This window comes from Frigoribacterium sp. PhB116 (genome assembly GCF_004364285.1).
Taxonomy (GTDB): Bacteria; Actinomycetota; Actinomycetes; order Actinomycetales; family Microbacteriaceae; genus Frigoribacterium.
In genome coordinates this window covers 61,565-80,706 of sequence record NZ_SOBE01000005.1, presented here as the reverse complement: position 1 = coordinate 80,706, position 19,142 = coordinate 61,565, and the positions used below count along the sequence as shown (strand labels likewise).

19 protein-coding genes are annotated in these 19,142 nt (G+C 73.9%); 5 read left to right on the top strand and 14 right to left on the bottom strand.

Annotated features, from left to right (window positions below; all coding sequences use genetic code 11):
• Window positions 1–9 precede the first annotated feature (9 nt).
• The 3 genes from EDF20_RS14035 (at window position 10) to EDF20_RS14025 (ending at window position 2,684) form a co-directional block, all read left to right on the top strand.
• On the top strand, window positions 10–981 hold the full coding sequence (locus EDF20_RS14035) for an MDR family oxidoreductase (protein WP_133739103.1): 972 nt from the start codon (window positions 10–12) through the stop codon (window positions 979–981).
• Window positions 982–1,161: 180 nt separating this feature from the next.
• A complete protein-coding gene (locus EDF20_RS14030) occupies window positions 1,162–1,851 on the top strand; it encodes a GntR family transcriptional regulator (protein ID WP_123547443.1) in 690 nt (229 codons plus the stop codon).
• On the top strand, window positions 1,848–2,684 hold the full coding sequence (locus tag EDF20_RS14025; protein WP_133739102.1) for an ATP-binding cassette domain-containing protein: 837 nt from the start codon (window positions 1,848–1,850) through the stop codon (window positions 2,682–2,684). Before EDF20_RS14030 ends, EDF20_RS14025 begins: the two co-directional genes overlap by 4 nt.
• A gap of 36 nt (window positions 2,685–2,720) precedes the next feature.
• Here EDF20_RS14025 and hemL read toward each other — a convergent pair whose 3' ends face one another.
• The 12 genes from hemL to EDF20_RS13970 form a co-directional block, all read right to left on the bottom strand.
• Window positions 2,721–4,067: a glutamate-1-semialdehyde 2,1-aminomutase gene (hemL, locus tag EDF20_RS14020; protein ID WP_123547441.1), complete on the bottom strand. Its 1,347-nt coding sequence runs from the start codon at window positions 4,065–4,067 to the stop codon at window positions 2,721–2,723.
• Window positions 4,067–5,056 carry a porphobilinogen synthase gene (gene hemB / locus EDF20_RS14015; RefSeq protein ID WP_133739101.1) on the bottom strand — a complete coding sequence of 330 codons (990 nt, stop codon included), beginning with the start codon at window positions 5,054–5,056 and terminating at the stop codon, window positions 4,067–4,069. The genes hemL and hemB overlap by 1 nt, the downstream gene beginning before the upstream one ends.
• 92 nt (window positions 5,057–5,148) lie before the next feature.
• On the bottom strand, window positions 5,149–5,946 hold the full coding sequence (locus tag EDF20_RS14010) for a uroporphyrinogen-III synthase (RefSeq protein ID WP_133739100.1): 798 nt from the start codon (window positions 5,944–5,946) through the stop codon (window positions 5,149–5,151).
• Window positions 5,943–6,926: a hydroxymethylbilane synthase gene (gene hemC, locus EDF20_RS14005; RefSeq protein ID WP_133739099.1), complete on the bottom strand. Its 984-nt coding sequence runs from the start codon at window positions 6,924–6,926 to the stop codon at window positions 5,943–5,945. The genes EDF20_RS14010 and hemC overlap by 4 nt, the downstream gene beginning before the upstream one ends.
• A gap of 4 nt (window positions 6,927–6,930) precedes the next feature.
• Window positions 6,931–8,154 (bottom strand): ferrochelatase, encoded by a 1,224-nt coding sequence (locus tag EDF20_RS14000; RefSeq protein WP_123547437.1) that lies wholly within the window; start codon window positions 8,152–8,154, stop codon window positions 6,931–6,933.
• Window positions 8,151–8,888, bottom strand: coding sequence for a hydrogen peroxide-dependent heme synthase (hemQ, locus tag EDF20_RS13995; RefSeq protein ID WP_123547436.1), 738 nt, complete (start codon window positions 8,886–8,888; stop codon window positions 8,151–8,153). Before hemQ ends, EDF20_RS14000 begins: the two co-directional genes overlap by 4 nt.
• Window positions 8,889–9,003: 115 nt before the next feature.
• Entirely contained in the window at window positions 9,004–9,276 is a 273-nt protein-coding gene (locus EDF20_RS15785) for a DUF3618 domain-containing protein (RefSeq protein ID WP_166644837.1), read from the bottom strand.
• Window positions 9,277–9,347: 71 nt separating this feature from the next.
• A complete protein-coding gene (locus tag EDF20_RS15780) occupies window positions 9,348–9,803 on the bottom strand; it encodes a phage holin family protein (protein ID WP_233569073.1) in 456 nt (151 codons plus the stop codon).
• Window positions 9,800–10,051 (bottom strand): hypothetical protein, encoded by a 252-nt coding sequence (locus tag EDF20_RS15775; RefSeq protein WP_123547434.1) that lies wholly within the window; start codon window positions 10,049–10,051, stop codon window positions 9,800–9,802. The genes EDF20_RS15780 and EDF20_RS15775 overlap by 4 nt, the downstream gene beginning before the upstream one ends.
• Window positions 10,052–10,170: 119 nt before the next feature.
• The gene (locus EDF20_RS13980; protein WP_243833505.1) at window positions 10,171–11,550 is read right to left on the bottom strand and encodes an FAD-dependent oxidoreductase; all 1,380 of its coding nucleotides are present in this window, start codon (window positions 11,548–11,550) and stop codon (window positions 10,171–10,173) included.
• Window positions 11,551–11,563: 13 nt separating this feature from the next.
• Window positions 11,564–12,628 carry a uroporphyrinogen decarboxylase gene (gene hemE / locus EDF20_RS13975; protein ID WP_133739096.1) on the bottom strand — a complete coding sequence of 355 codons (1,065 nt, stop codon included), beginning with the start codon at window positions 12,626–12,628 and terminating at the stop codon, window positions 11,564–11,566.
• A 113-nt stretch (window positions 12,629–12,741) separates the two neighbouring features.
• Complete coding sequence (locus EDF20_RS13970; RefSeq protein ID WP_133739095.1) at window positions 12,742–13,785, bottom strand: NADP-dependent oxidoreductase; 1,044 nt, start codon at window positions 13,783–13,785, stop codon at window positions 12,742–12,744.
• A 177-nt stretch (window positions 13,786–13,962) separates the two neighbouring features.
• Here EDF20_RS13970 and EDF20_RS13965 point away from each other — a divergent pair, with 177 nt between their 5' ends.
• Together EDF20_RS13965 and EDF20_RS13960 are read left to right on the top strand one after the other, a co-directional pair.
• The gene (locus EDF20_RS13965; protein WP_133739094.1) at window positions 13,963–15,255 is read left to right on the top strand and encodes a glutamyl-tRNA reductase; all 1,293 of its coding nucleotides are present in this window, start codon (window positions 13,963–13,965) and stop codon (window positions 15,253–15,255) included.
• 175 nt (window positions 15,256–15,430) lie between these two features.
• Entirely contained in the window at window positions 15,431–15,838 is a 408-nt protein-coding gene (locus tag EDF20_RS13960) for an NUDIX domain-containing protein (protein WP_123547430.1), read from the top strand.
• A 237-nt stretch (window positions 15,839–16,075) separates the two neighbouring features.
• On the opposite strand, the gene EDF20_RS13955 is transcribed toward EDF20_RS13960, so the two are convergent.
• The gene (locus EDF20_RS13955; RefSeq protein ID WP_243833504.1) at window positions 16,076–16,861 is read right to left on the bottom strand and encodes a serine hydrolase; all 786 of its coding nucleotides are present in this window, start codon (window positions 16,859–16,861) and stop codon (window positions 16,076–16,078) included.
• Window positions 16,862–17,109: 248 nt separating this feature from the next.
• On the bottom strand, window positions 17,110–19,074 hold the full coding sequence (locus EDF20_RS13950) for a M13-type metalloendopeptidase (protein WP_133739093.1): 1,965 nt from the start codon (window positions 19,072–19,074) through the stop codon (window positions 17,110–17,112).
• Between the last annotated feature and the right edge of the window lie 68 nt (window positions 19,075–19,142).

The following is a 19,142-nucleotide window of genomic DNA, read 5'->3' as shown; positions in this document are numbered from 1 at the left end:
CGTGACGGCATGCGTGCCGTCGTCGTCGAGAAGGGTCGGCCTGCTGCCCTGCAGCAGGTCGACCGGGCCTTCCTCGGGCAGGGAGACGTCGTCGTCGACGTCGCCTGGTCGAGCCTGAACTACAAGGACGGCATGGCCCTCTCGGGCGATCCCGGCATCGTGCGGACGAGTCCGCTCGTGCCCGGCATCGACCTCGTGGGCACCGTCGCCGAGTCGTCCTCCCCCGACTGGTCGCCGGGCGACCAGGTGCTGCTCAACGGCGCCGGCATCGGCGAGGGCCGGCACGGCGGCTACGCCGAGCAGGCCGTCGTCGACGGAGCGTCGCTCATCGCCGTGCCGGAGGGGATCTCGCCCCGGCAGGCCGCCGCCGTCGGCACGGCCGGGTTCACCGCGATGCTCAGCGTCCTGCGCCTCGAGCGCGACGTGCGCCCGGGCGACGGCGACGTCGTCGTGACCGGCGCCGCCGGTGGCGTCGGATCGGTGGCGATCGCGTTGCTGAGCGGTCTCGGGTACTCGGTCACCGCCTCCTCGGGGCGGGCCGACGAGCAGCGCGACTACCTGACGCGCCTCGGCGCCTCGAACGTGATCGACCGCGGCGAGCTCGACCAGCCCGGCCGCCCGGTGCAGTCGGCCCGCTGGGCCGGCGGGGTCGACTCCGTCGGCAGCCACACCCTCGCGACCGTGCTCGCGCAGACGGCCTGGGGCGGAACGGTCACCGCCTGCGGGCTCGCCCAGGGCAGCGACCTGCCCACGACGGTGCTGCCGTTCATCCTGCGCGCGGTCTCGCTGGTGGGCGTCAACTCGGTCGAGGCCCCCGTCGAGCTCCGCCACGAGGCCTGGCGGCGCCTCGCCGCCGACCTCGACCTGGGGTTGCTCGACGAGCTCACGACCGAGATCGCGCTGGCCGACGTGGTCGACCACGGTCCGCAGATCGTCGCGGGGTCCGTGCGCGGCAGGATCGTCGTCGACGTCCGCCGCTGACCTGCCGGAGGCCGCGTCGCTGAGGTGCCCGTCCAGGCGCCGCCGCTAGGCTCGCATGCTGTATCGGAATGTCCGATGCGTCCCCGCAGCACCCCGCAGCACCCCGTCCACCACGGCGGCACAGCGCCAGGCACAGGGAGCCCCGCCGTCCGCCCCTTCTCTCGACATGGAGCAACCCGGATGCCGATCCCGAAGACGACCGACCAGCCGCAAGCACCCCGCCGCCTCCTGCGCGACGTCGTCTACGACAAGATGTTCGCGGCGATCATCGACGGCACCCTCGAGTTCGGGGAGCGCCTCAACGACGACCAGCTCGTCGCCTGGCTCGGCGTCTCCCGCACCCCCGTCCGTGAGGCGATCGCGAAGCTGGCCGAGCAGGCCCTCGTCGACATCGAGGCGAACCGGTACACCCGCATCGTCGACCCCACCTTCGACGAGTTCGTCGACACGATGGACGTCGGCTACGCCGTCTGGTCGCTGCTCCTCGAACGTGCGGTGCCCAAGCTCACCAGCGCCCAGCGCGACGAGATCGTCCGCCTCCTCGACGCCCGTGCCGACGCGTTCGCCGCCGAGCAGGACGAAGACGTCGCGGGCATCGTCAGGATGAACGCGATCCTCCTCGAGGCGGCGGCGAGCCCGTCGCTCGTCCGCCTCTGGGCCAGCGGCGGGCCCCGCCTCCTGCTGCTCTCGCGCCGCCCGGTCGCGAACGCGGTCTTCGACCACGCGCAGGCACGTGCCTTCACGGTCGAGCTGCGCGACGCGGTGCGCGACGGCGACGCCGACGCGGCGGCCGCGGCCGTCCGCCTCCAGCCGTCCCGCCTGCAGGGCTGGTTCGACGCCGTCCGCGAGGCGGGCGTCTACCGGGCATGACGTCGAGCGCGCCGAGCGCGCCGAGCGCGTCGAGCTCCGTGCTCGACGCGCGCCCCGTGCTCGACGTGCGTTCCGTGCGGGTCGTGCGTCAGGGACGCGACCTGCTCCACGACGTCTCGCTCCGGGTGCGCGCCGGCGAGCACTGGGCCCTCCTCGGTCCGAACGGCGCCGGCAAGACGACCCTGCTGGCGCTCTGCGGCGCGCAGGGGCATCCGACCGCCGGCACCGTCGACGTGCTCGGCCGGCGCCTCGGCCGGGTCGACCTCCGCGAGCTGCGGCAGCACGTCGGCCACGTCGACCCCCGTCACCGGATGCTCGGGGACAACACGGTCCGCGAGGTCGTCCTCACCGGCGCGACGGGCAGCAGCGACCCCGCGATGCGGTGGTCGCCGACCGCAGTCCAGGAGGCGCGTGCCGACCTGCTGACCGCCTCCGTCGGCCTGGGGGCGCGCCGCGACAGCCGCTGGAGCGTCCTCTCCCAGGGCGAGCGAGGCCGGGCGCTCATCGCCCGGGCGCTGCTGGTCGAGCCGGCGCTGCTGCTCCTGGACGAGCCGGCGACCGGACTGGACGTCGCCGCCCGAGAGCACCTGCTGGACACCGTCGACGCCCTCCGCCGAGAGCGCCCCGAGACCGCGTCGGTCACGGTCACGCACCACCTGGAGGACCTGCCGGCGAGCACCACCCACGCGCTCCTCCTGCGCGACGGGCGCGTCACAGCGTCGGGCACGGCCGAGTCGGTGCTCACGTCGGAGCTCGTCTCGGCGGCCTTCGGCCACCCGCTGACGATCGACCGCGTCGACGGGCGCTGGCTGGCTCGGGCGCGCCGCCGCTGACGGCTCGCGGCCCGCGCAGCCCGGCCCGCGCCGCTGCTACGCGCCGGGGGCCGTGGCCGCCGCGGCCGCCCGCGCCGCAGCTGGCACGGCGTCGAGGATCCGCGACACCGTCGCGTCGTCGTGCGCGGCGGTGACGAACCACGCCTCGTACACCGACGGGGGCAGGGCCACCCCCGAGTCGAGCATCGAGTGGAAGAACGCCGGGTACCGCCAGGTCTGCTGCGCCCGCACGTCGTCGTAGTTCCGCGGCGGGGCCGTCGTGAAGGCGAACGAGAACAGCGAGCCCGCGTGCTGCACGCTGTGCTCGACTCCCTCGGCCGACAGGGCCGCGGAGACCTCGCGCGACAGCGTGTCGGCGACGGCGTCGAGCCGGGCGTAGATCTCGGGGGTCGCCAGGCGCAGGGTCGCGATGCCCGCCGCGACGGCGACGGGGTTCCCGCTGAGCGTGCCGGCCTGGTACACCGGGCCGGTCGGGGCGAGGTAGTCCATCACCTCGGCGCGGCCGCCGAGCGCGGCGAGGGGCATGCCGCCGCCGATCACCTTGCCGAAGGTGACGAGGTCGGGCTGCCAGCCGGCGCCGTCGGGCACGACCTTCGACGCCTCGAGGCCCCACCAGCCGGCCGGGCCGACGCGGAAGCCCGTGAGCACCTCGTCGACGATCAGCAGCGCGCCGTGGCGGCTCGTGATCTCGGACAGGCTGCGGTTGAAGCCGCGGTCGGGCGCGACCACTCCCATGTTGGCGGCCGCCGCCTCCACGATGACCGCCGCGATGCGCGGGCCGTGCTCGTCGAACACGGCGCGGACGGCGTCGAGGTCGTTGTAGGGCAGCACCAGCGTCTGGGCCGCCGTCTCGGCGGTGATGCCGGCCGAGCCGGGCATCGAGAGCGTGGCGACGCCCGAGCCTGCCTCGGCCAGGAGCGAGTCGGAGTGGCCGTGGTAGTGGCCGGCGAACTTCACGAGCAGGTCGCGACCGGTGTAGCCGCGGGCCAGGCGGATCGCCGTCATCGTGGCCTCGGTGCCGGTCGACACCATGCGGATCTTGCCGATCGGGCGGGCGTCGCCGACGGCCACGCGCTCGCGCACCAGCTCGGCGAGCTCGGTCTCGGCGGGCGTCGACGCGCCGAACGACAGGCCGCGGGCCGCCGCCTCCTGCACCGCGCGCACCACCTCGGGGTGCGCGTGCCCCAGGATCGCGGGGCCCCACGAGGCCACCAGGTCGACGTACTCGCGCCCCTCGGCGTCGGTCACGTGCGGACCCTTCGCCCCCACGAGGAACCGGGGCGTGCCCCCGACGCTGCCGTAGGCGCGCACCGGGGAGTTCACCCCGCCCGGGATCGACTGCTTGGCGCGGGTGAAGAAGTGCTCGTTGGCGTGGTCGCCCATCAGATGTCTCCCTTGCGCAGGCGGGTGGCCAGCTCGGTGGCCCAGTAGGTGAGGATCGCGTCGGCACCGGCGCGCTTGATCGACAGCACGCTCTCGTACGACGCGGCGTCGAGGTCGATCCAGCCGTTCGCGGCGGCGGCGTGCATCATCGAGTACTCGCCGCTGATCTGGTACGCCCAGACGGGCACCGGGCTCATCGCCGCGGTCTCGGCCAGCACGTCGAGGTAGCTCATCGCCGGCTTCACCATGACGATGTCGGCGCCCTCGGCGATGTCGAGCTCGACCTCGCGGATGCCCTCGCGACCGTTGGCCGCGTCCTGCTGGTAGGTGCGCCGGTCGCCGACGAGCGTCGACTGCACGGCCTCGCGGAAGGGCCCGTAGAAGGCCGAGGCGTACTTCGCGGCGTAGGCCAGCAGCGCGGTGCCGCCGAAGCCGGCGTCGTCGAGGGCCTCGCGGGCCGAGCCGATCTGGCCGTCCATCATGCCGCTCATGCCGATCAGCTGCGAGCCGGCCTCGGCCTGCACGACGGCCATCTCGTCGTAGCGGACGAGGGTCGCGTCGTTGTCGACCGAGCCGTCGGCGGCGAGCACGCCGCAGTGGCCGTGGTCGGTGAACTCGTCGAGGCAGAGATCGGTCTGCACGACGAGGGCACCCTGCGCCGCGTCGACCGCCACGCGCGTGCCGACGTTGAGGATCCCCTCGGGGTCCGTGGCGCCCGACCCGACCGCGTCCTTCTCGAGCGGCACGCCGAACAGCATGACGCCTCCCACCCCGGCCGCGGCCGCCTCCTCGACCGCACGCGGCAGGCTCGAGAGGCTGTGGTGCACGACGCCCGGCATCGAGCTGATGGCGACGGGCTCGTCGATGCCCTCGCGCACGAACATCGGCAGCACGAGGTCGGCCGGGTGCAGGCGCGTCTCGGCGGTCAGGCGGCGGAGGGCAGGGGTGGCGCGCAGCCGGCGGGGCCGCACGCGGGGGAACTGGGACATGGTCCTTCTCGGGTCGTCGATGGTCGTCGATGTCGGGGCCCCGGCACGGTCGAGCCGAGGAGGCGCGGTGCGGGCACCGCGGGAGGGTCGCGTCAGCGACCCCCTCCGTGCGCGTCGTCGAGGTCGGCCGCGCCGCCCGCGACGGCGTTCTCGACCACCGCTTCCACCAGGGCCGCGGCGGAGCGCGTCTCGGCGATGAGGTGGACGGGCAGTCCGGCCGCGCGGGCGTCGAACGCGGTGCGCGGGCCGATGCAGGCGACGACCGTGCTCTCGGGCAGGGGCGCCAGCTGCGCGGCGATCTGGCGTGCGACGCTGCCCGAGGTGACGAGGAGCACGCTGATGTCGCCGGAGGCGACGTCGCGCACCACGTCGTCGGTGACGGGCACCCCCACGGTGCGGTAGGCCGAGACGAACTCGGCGTCGAAGCCCCGGGCGGACAGGCCAGCGACCAGGGTCGGCTCGGCGATGTCGGACTGGGGCACGAGCACGCGCCCGGCGACGAGCTCCGACGGCCACTCCTTGACGAGGCCGCGGGCGGAGTTGTCGCCCTCGGGGACGAAGTCGACGTGGTAGCCGGCGAGCGTCAGGGCCGCGGCGGTCGTCTCGCCGACCGCCGCGATGCGCGTCGCGGGGATGGGCCGGATGCCGTTGCCGACGAGCACGTCGACGGTGGTGGCGCTCGTCACGACGAGCCACTCGTAGACGCCCGCCTGCAGTCGCGCCAACGCGGCCGCGAGCAGCTCGGGGGTCTCGGCGGGCGCGAAGTTGATGAGCGGCGCGATGACGGGCGCCGCGCCGTACGAGCGGAGGGACGCCGAGACGCCGTCGCCCCACTTGCCGCCGCGCGGCACGAGGACGCGCACGCCCTTGAGCGGCTTGGCGGCGGTCACGACGCGCTCCCCAGGGGGTCTCCGCCCGAGGGGCCCCCGCCGATCGGCGCGAGCTCGGCCGCGCCGAGCTCGAGCAGCTCGTCGACGACGCGGCCGGCCACCTCGTGGACGTCGGCGAGCTGGGCCGTGACGGGCCCCTCCTCGAGCGACACCGCGTGCGACGAGCTGATGCGGCGCGAGCCGTCGGGGCTGTAGACCGTGGCGCTGAGCAGCAGCAGGCCGGCGTCGACGACGGCGGTCGCGCCGACGGGCGCCGAGCAGCCGGCCTCGAGCCCGGCGAGCACCTCGCGCTCGGCGGTGACGACGAGACGGGTCTCGACGTGCTCGATCGCTCGCAGCCCACGGGCCAGCTCGTCGCTGGGGTCGCCCTCGCGCACCTCGACCGCGAGCGCACCCTGGCCGGGGGCGCTGGGCCACGGACCGAGGCCGAGCAGGTCGGTCACCGAGGCCGAGCGGCCGAGACGGCCGAGGCCGGCGGCGGCGAGCACGACGGCGTCCAGGTCGTCCTCGAGGCGACGGAGGCGGGTGTCGACGTTGCCGCGGATCGGCACGACCTCGAGGTCGGGACGCCGGGCGAGCAGCTGGGCCACGCGACGCGGCGAGCCGGTACCGACCTTCGCGCCCTGCGGCAGCGTCTCGAGGGTGAGGCCGTCACGGGCGCAGAGCGCGTCGCGGGCGTCGGCCCGGCTCGGGACCGCCCCGATGAGCAGACCCGGGTGGGAGGCGGTCGGCAGGTCCTTGAGGGAGTGCACCAGCACGTCGCACTCGTCGGCGAGCAGCGCCTCGCGCAGCGCGCTCGCGAACACTCCCGTGCCGCCGAGCGAGAGCGACTCGCCCGTCGCCTGGGTGCGGTCGCCCTCGGTGTGCACGCGGACGAGCTCGACGTCGTGGCCGGTCGCGGCCGCGAGGCGCTCGGCGACCGTGGTGGACTGCGCGACGGCCAGCGCGCTGGCCCGGGTGCCTACTCGGAGTGTCGCCACGCTCCTACGGCACCAATCCCGAGACGGCGGGCTTGAACCCGAGGCGCACGTTCTCGCAGCAGCCCGGACGGCACACGTCGTACCAGGGCCCGATGTCGGTGAGGTGCGGACGGTCGTCGACGGGGGTGCCCTCCACGCGCTCGAGGACGAGGTCGACGAGGCCGGTCACGTAGTTCGGGTCGATGCCGGGGGTGGGGGTGCGCGTGGCCCAGAAGCCGTTCTTCTCGCTGGTCTCGAGCGCCTCCTCGTCGAGGTCCCACATGACCTCCATGTGGTCGCTCACGAAGCCCAGCGGCACGATGACGACGGCGCGCGTCGGGCCGCCGGCGAGGTCGTCGATGGCGTCGTTGATGTCGGGCTCGAGCCACGGCATCGAGGGCGGGCCGCTGCGCGACTGGTAGACGAGCTGCCACGGAACGGTGGTGCCGCCGCCGGCGGGCAGGTCGAGCCCGAGACCGGCCTCGGCCGCGGCCATGACGACCTCGGCGACGGCCTTGTGCTGGGCCGCGTACGCGCCCTCGTCGTCGAAGCCGCGCGCCTCGGGACCGCTGCGGGCGGCGTCGGTCGACGGGATCGAGTGCGTCGCGAAGAGCACCTGCACCTCGGTCGCGAGGTCGAGGTCGGCGTTCTCGGCCCGGGCCTTCTCGAGGCCCTCGCGGACGCCGTCGATGAACGGCTGCACGAAGCCGGGGTGGTCGAAGAACTGACGCACCTTGTCGATCATGACCTTGCCCTCGAGCCCGGTGGCCTCGAGCGCCATCGCGAAGTCCTCGCGGTACTGGCGGCACGAGCTGTAGGACGAGTAGGCGCTGGTCGCGACCGCGATGAGCTTGGTGAACCCGCGCTCGTCGGCCTCGCGCACGGCGTCGGCCATGTACGGGTCCCAGTTGCGGTTGCCCCAGATCACGGGCAGGTCGATGCCGCGCCGCGACAGCTCGCCCTCGAGGGCGGCCTTGAGCTCGCGGTTGTGCTCGTTGATGGGGCTGACGCCGCCGAAGTGGCGGTAGTGCGTCGCCACCTCCTCCAGGCGCTCCTCGGGGATGCCGCGGCCGCGCGTGACGTTGCGGAGGAAGGGGATGACGTCGTCCTGGCCCTCGGGCCCGCCGAAGCCGGCGAGGAGGATCGCGTCGTAGTCGGTGGGCACGCTGACGTGCTCGGGCCCCTGCGCGGCGGCGGGGGTGGCGGCCCGGACGAGCTGGCCGTTGGTGATGCCGGTGGTGTCGGTCACGACAGGACCTCGATGATCTCGGTGGTGGTGATGCGACGGCCCGTGTAGAACGGCACCTCTTCGCGGACGTGTCGGCGGGCCTCGGTGTAGCGGAGGTCGCGCATGAGGTCGACGAGCTGCACGAGCTCGGGAGCCTCGAGGGCCAGGATCCACTCGTAGTCGCCGAGGGAGAAGCTGGCCACCGTGTTGGTGAGCACGGCGCGGTGCTCGGAGCCCTGCTTGCCGTGGTCGGCGAGCATCTGACGACGCTCGGCCTCGGGCAGCAGGTACCACTCGTAGCTGCGGACGAAGGGGTAGACCGTGAGCCACGCCTCAGGCTCTTTGCCGCGCATGAACGCGGGGCTGTGGTTGCGCGAGAACTCGGCGTCGCGGTGCATGCCCATCGCGTTCCAGGTCGGCAGCAGGCCGCCGAGGACGTCGGTGCGCAGGAGGCGGCGGTACGCCGACTGGATCGCCTCGGGGACCTCGCCGTGCAGCCAGATCATCACGTCGGCGTCGGCCCGGAGGGCGCTGACGTCGTAGAAGCCGCGGACGACCACGCCCTCGGAGGCGAGGGAGTCGACGAGCTCGTCGAGCTGCGCGACGTCCTCGTGCTCGGGGGCGTACGGGTTCTGGGGGTCGCGTCGGAGGACTGCCCAGAGGGTGTACCCGAGGCGCTCGGCGCCGGGGCTCTCGGCAGGAGGGGAATCGGACGTCGGCAGCTCGGGGACTGGCGAGTCGGCGCTGTGACTCATGGAGCCATTCTCCACCTGTGCGGGCTGGGAGCCCAACCAGGTTGCGACGTCGTCGAGCGATCTCCGGCCGGTCGCCCGGGGGCCGTCCGGCGGGGGCCGTCGGACGGGCTCGCGCTCAGCGCGACCGGACGGCCGCGACGACGACGCCCGCGAGCGCCAGCGCGGCGACGCCGGCACCCGCGACCCAGGGCAGCGGGTCGCGCGAGAACGACGACTTCGCGCGGTGGCCCGCGATGCCGAGCTGCTTCGGGACGTTGATCTTGTCCTCGAGCTCGTTGAGCGTCGCGGCCAGCTCCGCACGGGTGCGGTCGATGTGGGCCTGGATGTCGCTGCCGTCGGCCTTGTCGGCCTTGTCGCTGCTGTCGTTCTTGGCGGTGCTGTCGCTCACGGGGTCTCCGATCGGTGCGGGCGGGGAGGAGGGGTCGAGCGGGGCTCGCAGGGAGTCGCGGAGGCGGCGGCTCAGAACTCGGTGACGTCGTGCCCCGGGATGGTCCCGACGCCCTTGACGGCCTTGAGGTCGCGCTTGAGGCTCGCGATCGTCTTCTCCGGCACGGCCGGGAGGCCCTTCTTGATGCTCCGGTAGCCGAGGAACGCCAGCAGGGCGGCGACGAGGAGGAGCACGAAGGCGACGATCAGCGCCGACAGCCAACCGGGCAGCCAGATCGCGATCAGCAGGACGATGCCCGTGAGCAGCACCCCGAGCATGGCGAAGACGAAGACGAGTGCGCCGACGAGGAACCCCGCGCCGATGCCGAACGCCTTGAGCGTGCCGATGATCTCGTACTTGAGCAGGGCGAGCTCGCCCTTGACGAGGTCGGTGACCAGGCTCGGGACGTCCTGGACCAGGGCGAAGAACGAGCGCGACCCCGAGCCGCGTCGCCGGCGCACTTTGTCGCTCCGGGTGGAGTCGGTCACTTCTTCTTCTTCCCGCCTCCGACGGCCTTGACGGCCACCGTCTTTACGCCGTTGACGACCGCGTCGACGGCGTCGGCGGCCTTGGCGCCCGCGAAGTCCTCTGCCTTGACGACCTGCCGCTGCACGGCGCGGCTGTTCCACAGCTTCGACGAGTTCGCGGCGATCTGCTCGTAGCGCTCGTGGCCGGCGCGAGCGCCCAGCACGAATCCGACGGCTGCTCCGGCGACGAAGATCAGTTTGCCTCGCATGTCGCTCCATTCATGTGTGGGGGCGCACGGACCGGTGCCCGACGCGCTGTCCCAATGTAGCCCGGTGCCGCCCGCCGCCGCCCGGACGCGCCCGTGCTCGGCCGCCGCGCCGCTCGCGGTCAGCGGGCGACGAGGTCGGCGGCGACGCGACGTGCGTGGGCGATCACGGCGGCGAGCCCCCGGCCGGCCACGGCGCCGCCGACGCGGACGACGCCGTCGGGCAGGGACGAGGAGGCGCCCACCGCCTCCTGCGGGAGGGGCGCGGACCACTCGACGCGCGCCGCGTCCTCGACCGTGGCGGGGTCGAGCGACAGCCCGAGCAGCACCGATGCGTCGGCGAGCGCCGTGGAGCGCAGCTCGTCGTCGCTCGTGGCCGCCGTGACGACCGGGGAGTCGTAGCTGAGCCGGAGGACGTGCCGACCGTCGGCCCGCTCCGCGAGCCACGGCCACTTCGCCGTCGCGTGGGTGAGCGCCTTGGCGCGCACGCCGTCGGCACCGGGCGCTACGAGCACCCCGGTGCCGCGGGGCGCCGCGTCGAGGCGGTCGTCGCGCAGCACGAGCGTGGCCAACGTGATGAGTCCCGCGGCGTGGGCCGGACGGCCGCCGAGGACACGCCCCGCGCCGTCGCCGACGGCGAGCACGACGACGTCGGCCTCGAGGCGCTCGGGTGTCGCCCCGTGCTCGTCGTGTGCGACGTCGTCGCTGCCGGTCAGCGTCACCGAGCGGGCGTCGAGCACGGCGACGTGGGCGCCGAGCCGCACCTCGACGCCGAGGCGGTCGAGCTCGGCGACCAGCGCCTCCGCCAGGCTCGCCATGCCGCCGCGCAGCCCGGCGACCGCGGAGCCCGCCGGCGCGAGCGCCCGCACGCTGAGGACGGCCGCGGCCAGCGAGCCCTCCCGCCGCAGCGCCGCCCGGAGGCCGGGGGCGACCCGGTCGACGGAGAGCAGGTCGGGGTGCACGGAGTGGACCCCGCCGATGATCGGGGTGACGAGCCGGTCGAGCACGGCGTCGCCCATCCGCACGCGGACGAGGCCGCCGACCGAGGTCTCGTCGGCGCCGACGTCCCCCGCCGCCGCGTCGAGCCGCGACGCCTCGGCCGTGCCCGCCGCGCCGACGACCGCGACGACGTCGTCGGCCGTCAGGTCGCCGGGGATGCCGAGCAGGCCCGTGCGGGGCAGGGGGAAGGCCTGTCCGGCGCCGTGCTGCACCCAGGCCCCGCGCGGGTCGGGCAGCACGACGTCGCCGCCGAGCCCGAGCTCGTCGAGGTACGCCTGCACCGTGCCGCCGCGCGTCGCGAAGCTCTCGGCGCCGGCGTCGAGGGGCAGGCCGCCGACGACGTGGCGGCCGACCTCCCCGCCGAGCCGGTCCGAGGCCTCGACGAGCGTGACCGCGACGCCGGCGGCCGCGAGGTCGCGCGCGACCACCAGGCCGGCGACGCCGCCGCCCACCACGAGGGCGCGATGCGCGGCCGCCCCGGAGGAGCGGGTCGCCTCGGTCACGGTCGCGCGCCTCCTACAGGGTGTGGGCCAGGGCGACGATGCGGGTCAGCACGTCGGGGTCGGTGTCGGGCCCGACGCCGTGGCCGAGGTTGAGGACGTGCGCGGGTGCGGCACGGCCCCGGCGGACGACCTCTCGGACGTGCGCCTCGAGCACCGGCCAGGGCGCCTGCAGCATCGCCGGGTCGATGTTGCCCTGGACGGGCACGCCGCCGCCGAGTCGCCGCGAGGCCTCGTCGAGCGGGATGCGCCAGTCGACCCCGACGGCGTCGACCCCGACGCCGTGCATGGCGCTCAGCACCTCGCCGCTGCCGACGCCGAAGTGGATGGTCGGGACGTCGAGGTCGGCGACGTGCGACAGCGCGCGGGCCGAGAACGGCGCGACGTGCTGCTCGTAGTCGGACAGCGACAGGCTGCCGACCCACGAGTCGAAGAGCTGGGCGGCGCTGGCCCCGGCGAGCACCTGGGCGCGGAGGAACGCCCCGGTCACATCGGCGGCCCAGCCGAGCAGGGCCTGCCACGTCTCGGGGTCGCTGTGCATGAGGGCGCGGGCGCGGATGTGGTCCTTCGACGGGCCGCCCTCGACGAGGTAGGCGGCCAGCGTGAAGGGGGCGCCGGCGAAACCGATCAGGGGGGTGTCGCCCAGCTCGGCCACGGTGCGGGCGACGCCCTCGGCGATCGGGGCGAGCGCCTCCTGCTCGAGGGGACGCAGCGCGGCGACGTCGTCGGGCGTGCGGATCGGCTGGTCCAGCACGGGACCGCGCCCGGCGACGATGTCCACGCCGACCCCCGCGAGCTTGATCGGCACGACGATGTCGCTGAAGAAGATGCCGGCGTCGACGCCGTGGCGACGGACGGGCTGCAGGGTGATCTCGCTCGAGAGCGCCGGGTCGAGGCAGGCGTCGAGCATCGCCGTGCCGACGCGCAGCGCGCGGTACTCGGGCAGCGAGCGGCCGGCCTGGCGCATGAACCAGACGGGCAGCACCTCGGGCCGGTCGCCGCGCAGGGCACGGACGAGGGACGAGGAGGCGGTGCGGCCGGAGAGGAGCGGGTGCGTGTCGGGCAGGGTCACGTGCCCCATTGTCCCACCCGCCCGCTGGGCAGCGCCGGGATCGAGGTGACGCGGCCGAGGGGTGCGCGTCGGACGCACTCCCCCGGAGCGTCACTCGATGTCCGCTCGAGGTCAGACCGAGGTCAGACCGCGACGACCATCTTGCCGACGTTCTCGCCGCGCATCAGGCCGGTGAACGCGTCGAACGCCGAGTGGATGCCCTCGACGACGGTCTCGTCGTGCACGACCTCGCCGGCCGCGAGCCACGGGCCCATCTCGGCCTGGAACGCCGGAGCGACGTGGCGGTAGTTCCCGAGCGTGAAGCCCTTGAGCATCAGGCCGCGGGTCACGATGTTCGTGGTGCCGGTGATCCCGACGGGCGCGCCGGTCGCGTTGTAGCCGGCGATCGAGCCGCAGAGCGCTGCCCGGCCGCCGTCCTTGAAGCTGGCCAGCGCGGCCGACAGGTGGTCGCCTCCGACGTTGTCGAAGTAGAGGTCGATGCCGTCGGGCGCGGCCTCGGCCAGCAGCTCGGCGACGTCGCCGTCCTTGTAGTTGAACGCGGCGTCGAAGCCGTACTTCGAGGTGAGCAGCTCGACCTTCTCCGCGCTGCCGGCGCTGCCGATCACGCGGGAGGCGCCCTTCAGACGGGCGATCTGGCCGACCATCGTGCCGACCGCACCTGCGGCGCCCGAGACGAAGACGACGTCGCCCTCGCGGATGCCCGCGATCTCGGTGAGCCCGACGTAGGCGGTCAGGCCGGTCAGGCCGAGCACGCCGAGGTAGGCCGAGAGCTCGACGCCGGGCGTTGGCTCGACGGCCCGGAACGACGAGGAGGCGCCCTGCGCGACGTCGCGCCAGCCCAGGTCGTGCTGCACCACCGTGCCGACGGGCAGGTCGTCGGAGGCGGACGCGACGACCCGGCCGATCGCGCCGCCGGTCATCGTCTCGCCGAGGGCGAAGGGCGGCACGTACGACTTCACGTCGTTCATCCGGCCGCGCATGTACGGGTCGACCGAGAGGAACTCGTTGGCCACGCGCACCTCGCCCGCCGGGACCGCGGGCAGCTCGACCTCGACCTCGCGGATGTCGTCGGTGGTCGGCTCGCCGTGCGGGCGGGCGACGAGCTGCCACTGGGTGCTCGTGGCGGTGCTGCCGGCGTCGGTGGTGCGGGTGGTGCCTTCGGTCATGGTGGTGCTCCTCTGGTCGTGCGGGGCCCCGGTGATGCGAGGCCGTCTGCCAGGCTGACAGGCACCTCCTGAACGCGCGCTGCGGAATGTGCAGCCTGTGCACGGATCACCTGCGCACAGCCTCGACATCGAGGCAACCCCCGGGTTCGACCGGCGCATGAGAGTTATCATCGACGGGTGCTCATCTGCCTCACGGCGTCCCACCGGAACGCCAGCTTCGACCTCCTCGAGAAGTTGAGCATCGGCGCACCCTCCGCGGCGAGCACCCTGGTCGACGCGAACGACTTCGTGGGCGGGGCCGTCGTGCTCGCCACCTGCAACCGGTTCGAGGCCTACGTCGACGTGGAGGAGCCCCTCACGGCCGCCGCCTCCGTCGCGGTCGAGGCCACCATCAGCACCATGAGCGAGGCCAGCGGCATCGAGGCCGACGAGATGCGCGACAACGTCCGCGTCATCACCGGCGACGAGGTCGTCGAGCACTTGTTCGCCGTGAGCTCGGGCCTCGAGTCGGTCGTCATCGGCGAGGACGAGATCTCGGGCCAGGTCCGCCGGGCCCTCGAGGCCGCACGGACGCGCGGCACGACGTCGCGTGACCTCGAGCGGCTGTTCCAGAAGGCGTCCCAGACCTCGCGTGGGGTCAAGAACCGCACCAACGTCGGCGGAGCCGGGCGCTCGCTCGTCCGCCTCGCCCTCGAGCTCGCCTCGTCGCGGGTGACCGACTGGTCGCAGGCGCGCGTGCTCATCGTCGGCACCGGCCAGTACGCCGCCACCACCGTGGCCGCGCTGCGCGACCGGGGCGCGGGCGACCTGGCCGTGTTCTCGGCGTCGGGCCGCGCCTCCTGGTTCGGGCTCAAGCACGACCTGCGTCCCTTCGACGACCTGGCCGAGGCCATCGCGTGGAGCGACGTGCTCATCACCTGCACCTCGACCACCGAGCCCGTCGTCGTGCCCGAGGTCGTCGACGCGTCGCGCCGCCTCGTCATCGACCTCGGCCTGCCCCGCAACGTCGACCCCCTCGTCGCCCGCGTGCCCGGGGTCGAGCTGCTCGACCTCGAGACGATCAGCCTGCACGCCCCGATGGCCGAGCTGACCGCCGCCGACGACGCCCGCGCACTCGTCTCGAGCGCTGCCGCCGAGTTCCACGCCGTCGCGGCCGAGCAGTCGCTCACCCCGGCCGTCGTCGCGCTGCGTCGCCACGTCTTCGACCTGCTCGACGCCGAGATCGAGCGCGCCCGGTCCCGCGGCGACTCGTCCGAGCGCACGGAGTCGGCGCTGCGCCACCTGGCCGGCGTGCTGCTGCACACCCCGTCGGTCCGGGCTCGCGAGCTCGCCCGCCAGGGGCGCGGCGAGGAGTTCCGCGACGGCCTCGAGTCGCTGTTCGGCCTCACCGACACCCGGGCGGCCGCCGTCGAGCCCGCCGTGCTGCGCCCTGCCGACGACGAGCGGCTCCGCCACCGCGACGTCGGCTGACGCGCCCCCGCACCTCCGCACCTCCGCTCTGCTCTGCTCTTCCTCCCCGGAATGTTCGCGTGATCCGGTGGTGAGGGCCTCGAGACAGCAGCGTGGCGGGGTGCGCCAGCGCAGATCACTCGCGTCTCGAGGGTCGTATCGCGAGCGCCGCTCCGTGGTGCCCGAGGATGGGGGGATGGACCCGATCGTCGTCAGTGCGCTCGTACTGGTGCGCGACCGCCGCCTCCTCATGGTCACGGCTCGCGGACGCGACGTGCTCTACCTCCCCGGCGGCAAGCAGGAGGCAGGCGAGACCGGCGAGGACGCCCTCGTCCGCGAGACCCGCGAGGAGGTCGGTCTCGAGCTCGACCGCTCGTCGCTCCGCGAGCTCGGCGCCGTCCGGACCCAGGCCCACGGCGAGCCCGAGGGGCGCGAGGTGCACATGCGCCTCTGGTCGGCGAGGCCGACGGACGACGGAGCCGAGCCGTCGCCCTCGGGCGAGATCGGCGCACTGCACTGGGTCACGTCGGCGGACGTGGACCGGTGCCCTCCCGCCGGCGTCGAGACCCTGCGCGTCGCGGTCGAGCTCGACCTGATCGACTGAGCCGCGCCCGCCCCCGCCCCTGGGCCCGGCCCGCCCTGCTGTTGCCGCTGCCGCTGCCGCTGCTGCTGCTGCTGTTGCAGAACCCGACCTCGAGTGCTGCAGCGACGGGATCTCCCCCTGTTGCAGAGCCTTCGAGGGCCGAACGGTCGGCATTTGATGGTCGGCATTTGCTGGGCGGGATGTGCCGGGTGGCACCTGCGAGACGGGAGTGAATGGGGCGGGCAGGCCGACCGCGCGCTAGCGGACGCGTGCGAGCAGGTCGACGCCGACCGCTCGGGCCGCGGCGAGCACCCGGAGGCGGCGCTCGAGCGTGAGGTCGTCGAACGTCATCGTCACGGCGTAGGCCACGCCGCCCCGCGGCCCGCGCAGCACCCCGAGCTCTGAGCGGACACCGCGGTCGCTGCCCACCGCGTTGACGAACTGCAGGTCGTGGTCGGTCCGGCGGTGCGAGACGGGGTCGAGGCCGAGGGGCGCCGCGACGAACGACAGGTCGACCCCGAGCGACAGCCAGCCGAGCACCCGGCTGCTGACCGCGGACCCGACCACCTGCCCCTGCGCGAGCAGGGCCGTCAGCTGGGCGAGTTCCCGGGTCGAGCCGACGGAGGGGGCAGGCGCGTCGTCGGGACCGCGCTCGGACCGGATCTCGTCGAGCAGTGCGGTGTCGCGCACGCCCAGGTCGTCGGCCCTGGCCCTGACCGCCTCGAGCCCGACCCTGGCGAGCAGCGCGTTGACGGCGGCGGGGTCGCGCACGGCCCCGACGAGGGCGGCCGCGTCGGTGACGGCCAGCCGACGTCGCTGCAGGTACGACCAGATGCCACCGCCGCCGAGGGCAGCCCGGCTGCCCGGACCGGCGATGCGCTCGAGCTCGTCGAGGGCGCCGAGCTGACCTGCCTCGATCTGCGCGCTGACCTCGATCAGCAGCAGCACGGCCCCGAGCTGTCCGACGGGCAGCACGACGCGGTCGTCGACGGCGAGCAGCTCGGTACCGTCGTCGAGGTCCCAGACCGACGCGGAGACCGTCACGCCCTCGGCCGCGAGGTCGCCCAGGGCCGTCAGCGCTCCCCCGAGACCCGCCGGCGGCGAGGGCGGCGCGTGCCGCCCTGCCTCGACCGCCTCGTCCGCCCGACTGCTGTGCCGGCCGGGCCGGCCGGGCCGACGCGGGACTCCCTGACCGGACAGCCCCTCGTGGTCAGGCTGCCCCTCGTGGTCGGGCTGCCCCTCTCGACCGGGCAGATCCTCCCGGCCGATCGGGCCCTCCGCGGGCGGCACGGCTACCAGATCGTGACGCGCTGCTCGGCGGGGAGCCAGAGCGCGTCGGACTCCGTCAGCTCGAACGCGTCGTAGAAGTCGTCGATGTTGCGCACGATCTGGTTGCAGCGGAACTCGTTGGGCGAGTGCGGGTCGATCGACAGCAGCCGGATCGCCTCCTCGTCGCGGAGCTTGATCTGCCACGCCTGCGCCCAGCTGAGGAAGAAGCGCTGAGCCCCCGTCATCCCGTCGATCACGGGCGCCTCGGCACCGTCGAGCGAGATCAGGTACGCGTCGTAGGCGATGGACAGCCCGCCGAGGTCGCCGATGTTCTCGCCGATCGTGAGCGCGCCGTTGACGTGGTGCTCGGGCACCTGTGCCGGGGCGAGGGCGTCGTACTGCGAGATGAGCGAGGTCGTGAGGCGCTCGAAGGCCTCGCGGTCGGCCGGCGTCCACCAGTCGGTCAGCTTGCCGTCGCCGTCGTACTTCGAGCCCTGGTCGTCGAAGCCGTGGCCGATCTCGTGGCCGATCACGGCGCCGATCGCACCGTAGTTGGCCGCGGCGTCGCGGCTCGCGTCGAAGAAGGGGAACTGGAGGATGGCCGCCGGGAACACGATCTCGTTGAAGCCGGGGTTGTAGTACGCGTTGATGGTCTGCGGCGTCATGAACCACTCGTCGCGGTCGATCGGCTGGCCGATCTTGCCCAGCTCGCGGTCGAAGCCGACGACGGCCGAGGCCCGGACGTTGCCGACGAGGTCGCCGGGGTCGACCTCGAGGGCCGAGTAGTCGCGCCACTTCACGGGGAAGCCGATCTTGGGCGTGAACTTCTCGAGCTTGTCGAGGGCGCGCGCCCGCGTCTCGTCCGTCATCCACGACAGGTCGGCGATGCTGCGACGGTAGGCCTCGACGAGGTTCTCGACCAGCACGTCCATCGCCTCCTTCGCCTCGGGCGCGAAGTGGCGCTCGACGTAGATGCGGCCGACGGCCTCGCCCATGGCGCCCTCGACGAACGAGACGCCGCGCTTCCAGCGGGCCCGCTGCACGGGGGTGCCCGTCAGGGTGCGCCCGTAGAAGTCGAAGTTCGCTTCGACGAAGGCCGACGACAGGTACGCGGCGAACGAGCGGACGACCTGCCAGCGCAGCCAGTCCTGCCAGGCCGGGAGCTGCTCGTCGGTCATCAGCCCGGACAGGCCCGTCACGAACGAGGGCTCGCGCACGACCACCTCGTCGAAGACGCCGGCGGGCGCGCCCACCGCGTCGCGCCACACGTCGAGGTCGACGCCCTCGGCGAGCGCGGCGGCCTCGGACCACGGCAGCAGGTTGTAGGTCGCGTCGCTGTCGCGGGTGGCCACGTTGTCCCAGTGGTGCGAGGCGATGGCCGTCTCGAGCTGCATCACGCGCGAGGCCCGCTCGTCGGCGTCGTCGAGGCCCGCGAGCCCCAGCATGCGCGAGACGAAGGCAACGTAGGAGGTGCGGATCGCCTCGCTCTTCTCCTCGCGGTAGTAGGACTCGTCGGGCAGCCCCAGGCCGCCCTGCTCGACCTGCACGACGTACCGCGTGGGGTCACCCGGGTCGTTGTCGACGAAGAGCTGGACGAAGCTCGCGACGCCCTGCTTCTCGAAGGCGCCGACGAGGCGGAGCAGCCCGGGCACGTCGTCGACGGACGCGACCGTCTCGAGGAGCGGGCGCAGCGGCTCGGCGCCGAGCGCCTCCACCCGGGCCTCGTCGGTGAAGCTGGTGAACAGGTCGCCGACCTTGCGTGCCTCGGTGCCCGGCTCGGCCGACTGCGACTCGTGCACGATGTCGCGGACCGCCGCCTCCGCCTCTTCTGCGAGGAGGTAGAAGGAGCCGAAGCGCGCCTTGTCGTCGGGGATCTCGGTCCGCTCGATCCACCGCCCGTTGACGTGGCGGAACAGGTCGTCCTGAGGGCGCACGCCCGGGTCGAGCTCGTCGGTGGTGATGCCGGAGGACAGCGCGTCGGTCGTCATGTCCGCCAGCCTAGGCGGGGCCGGCGACGCCGCGCCCGACGCGGCAGGGCCTGTGCAGAGCGCCCTGC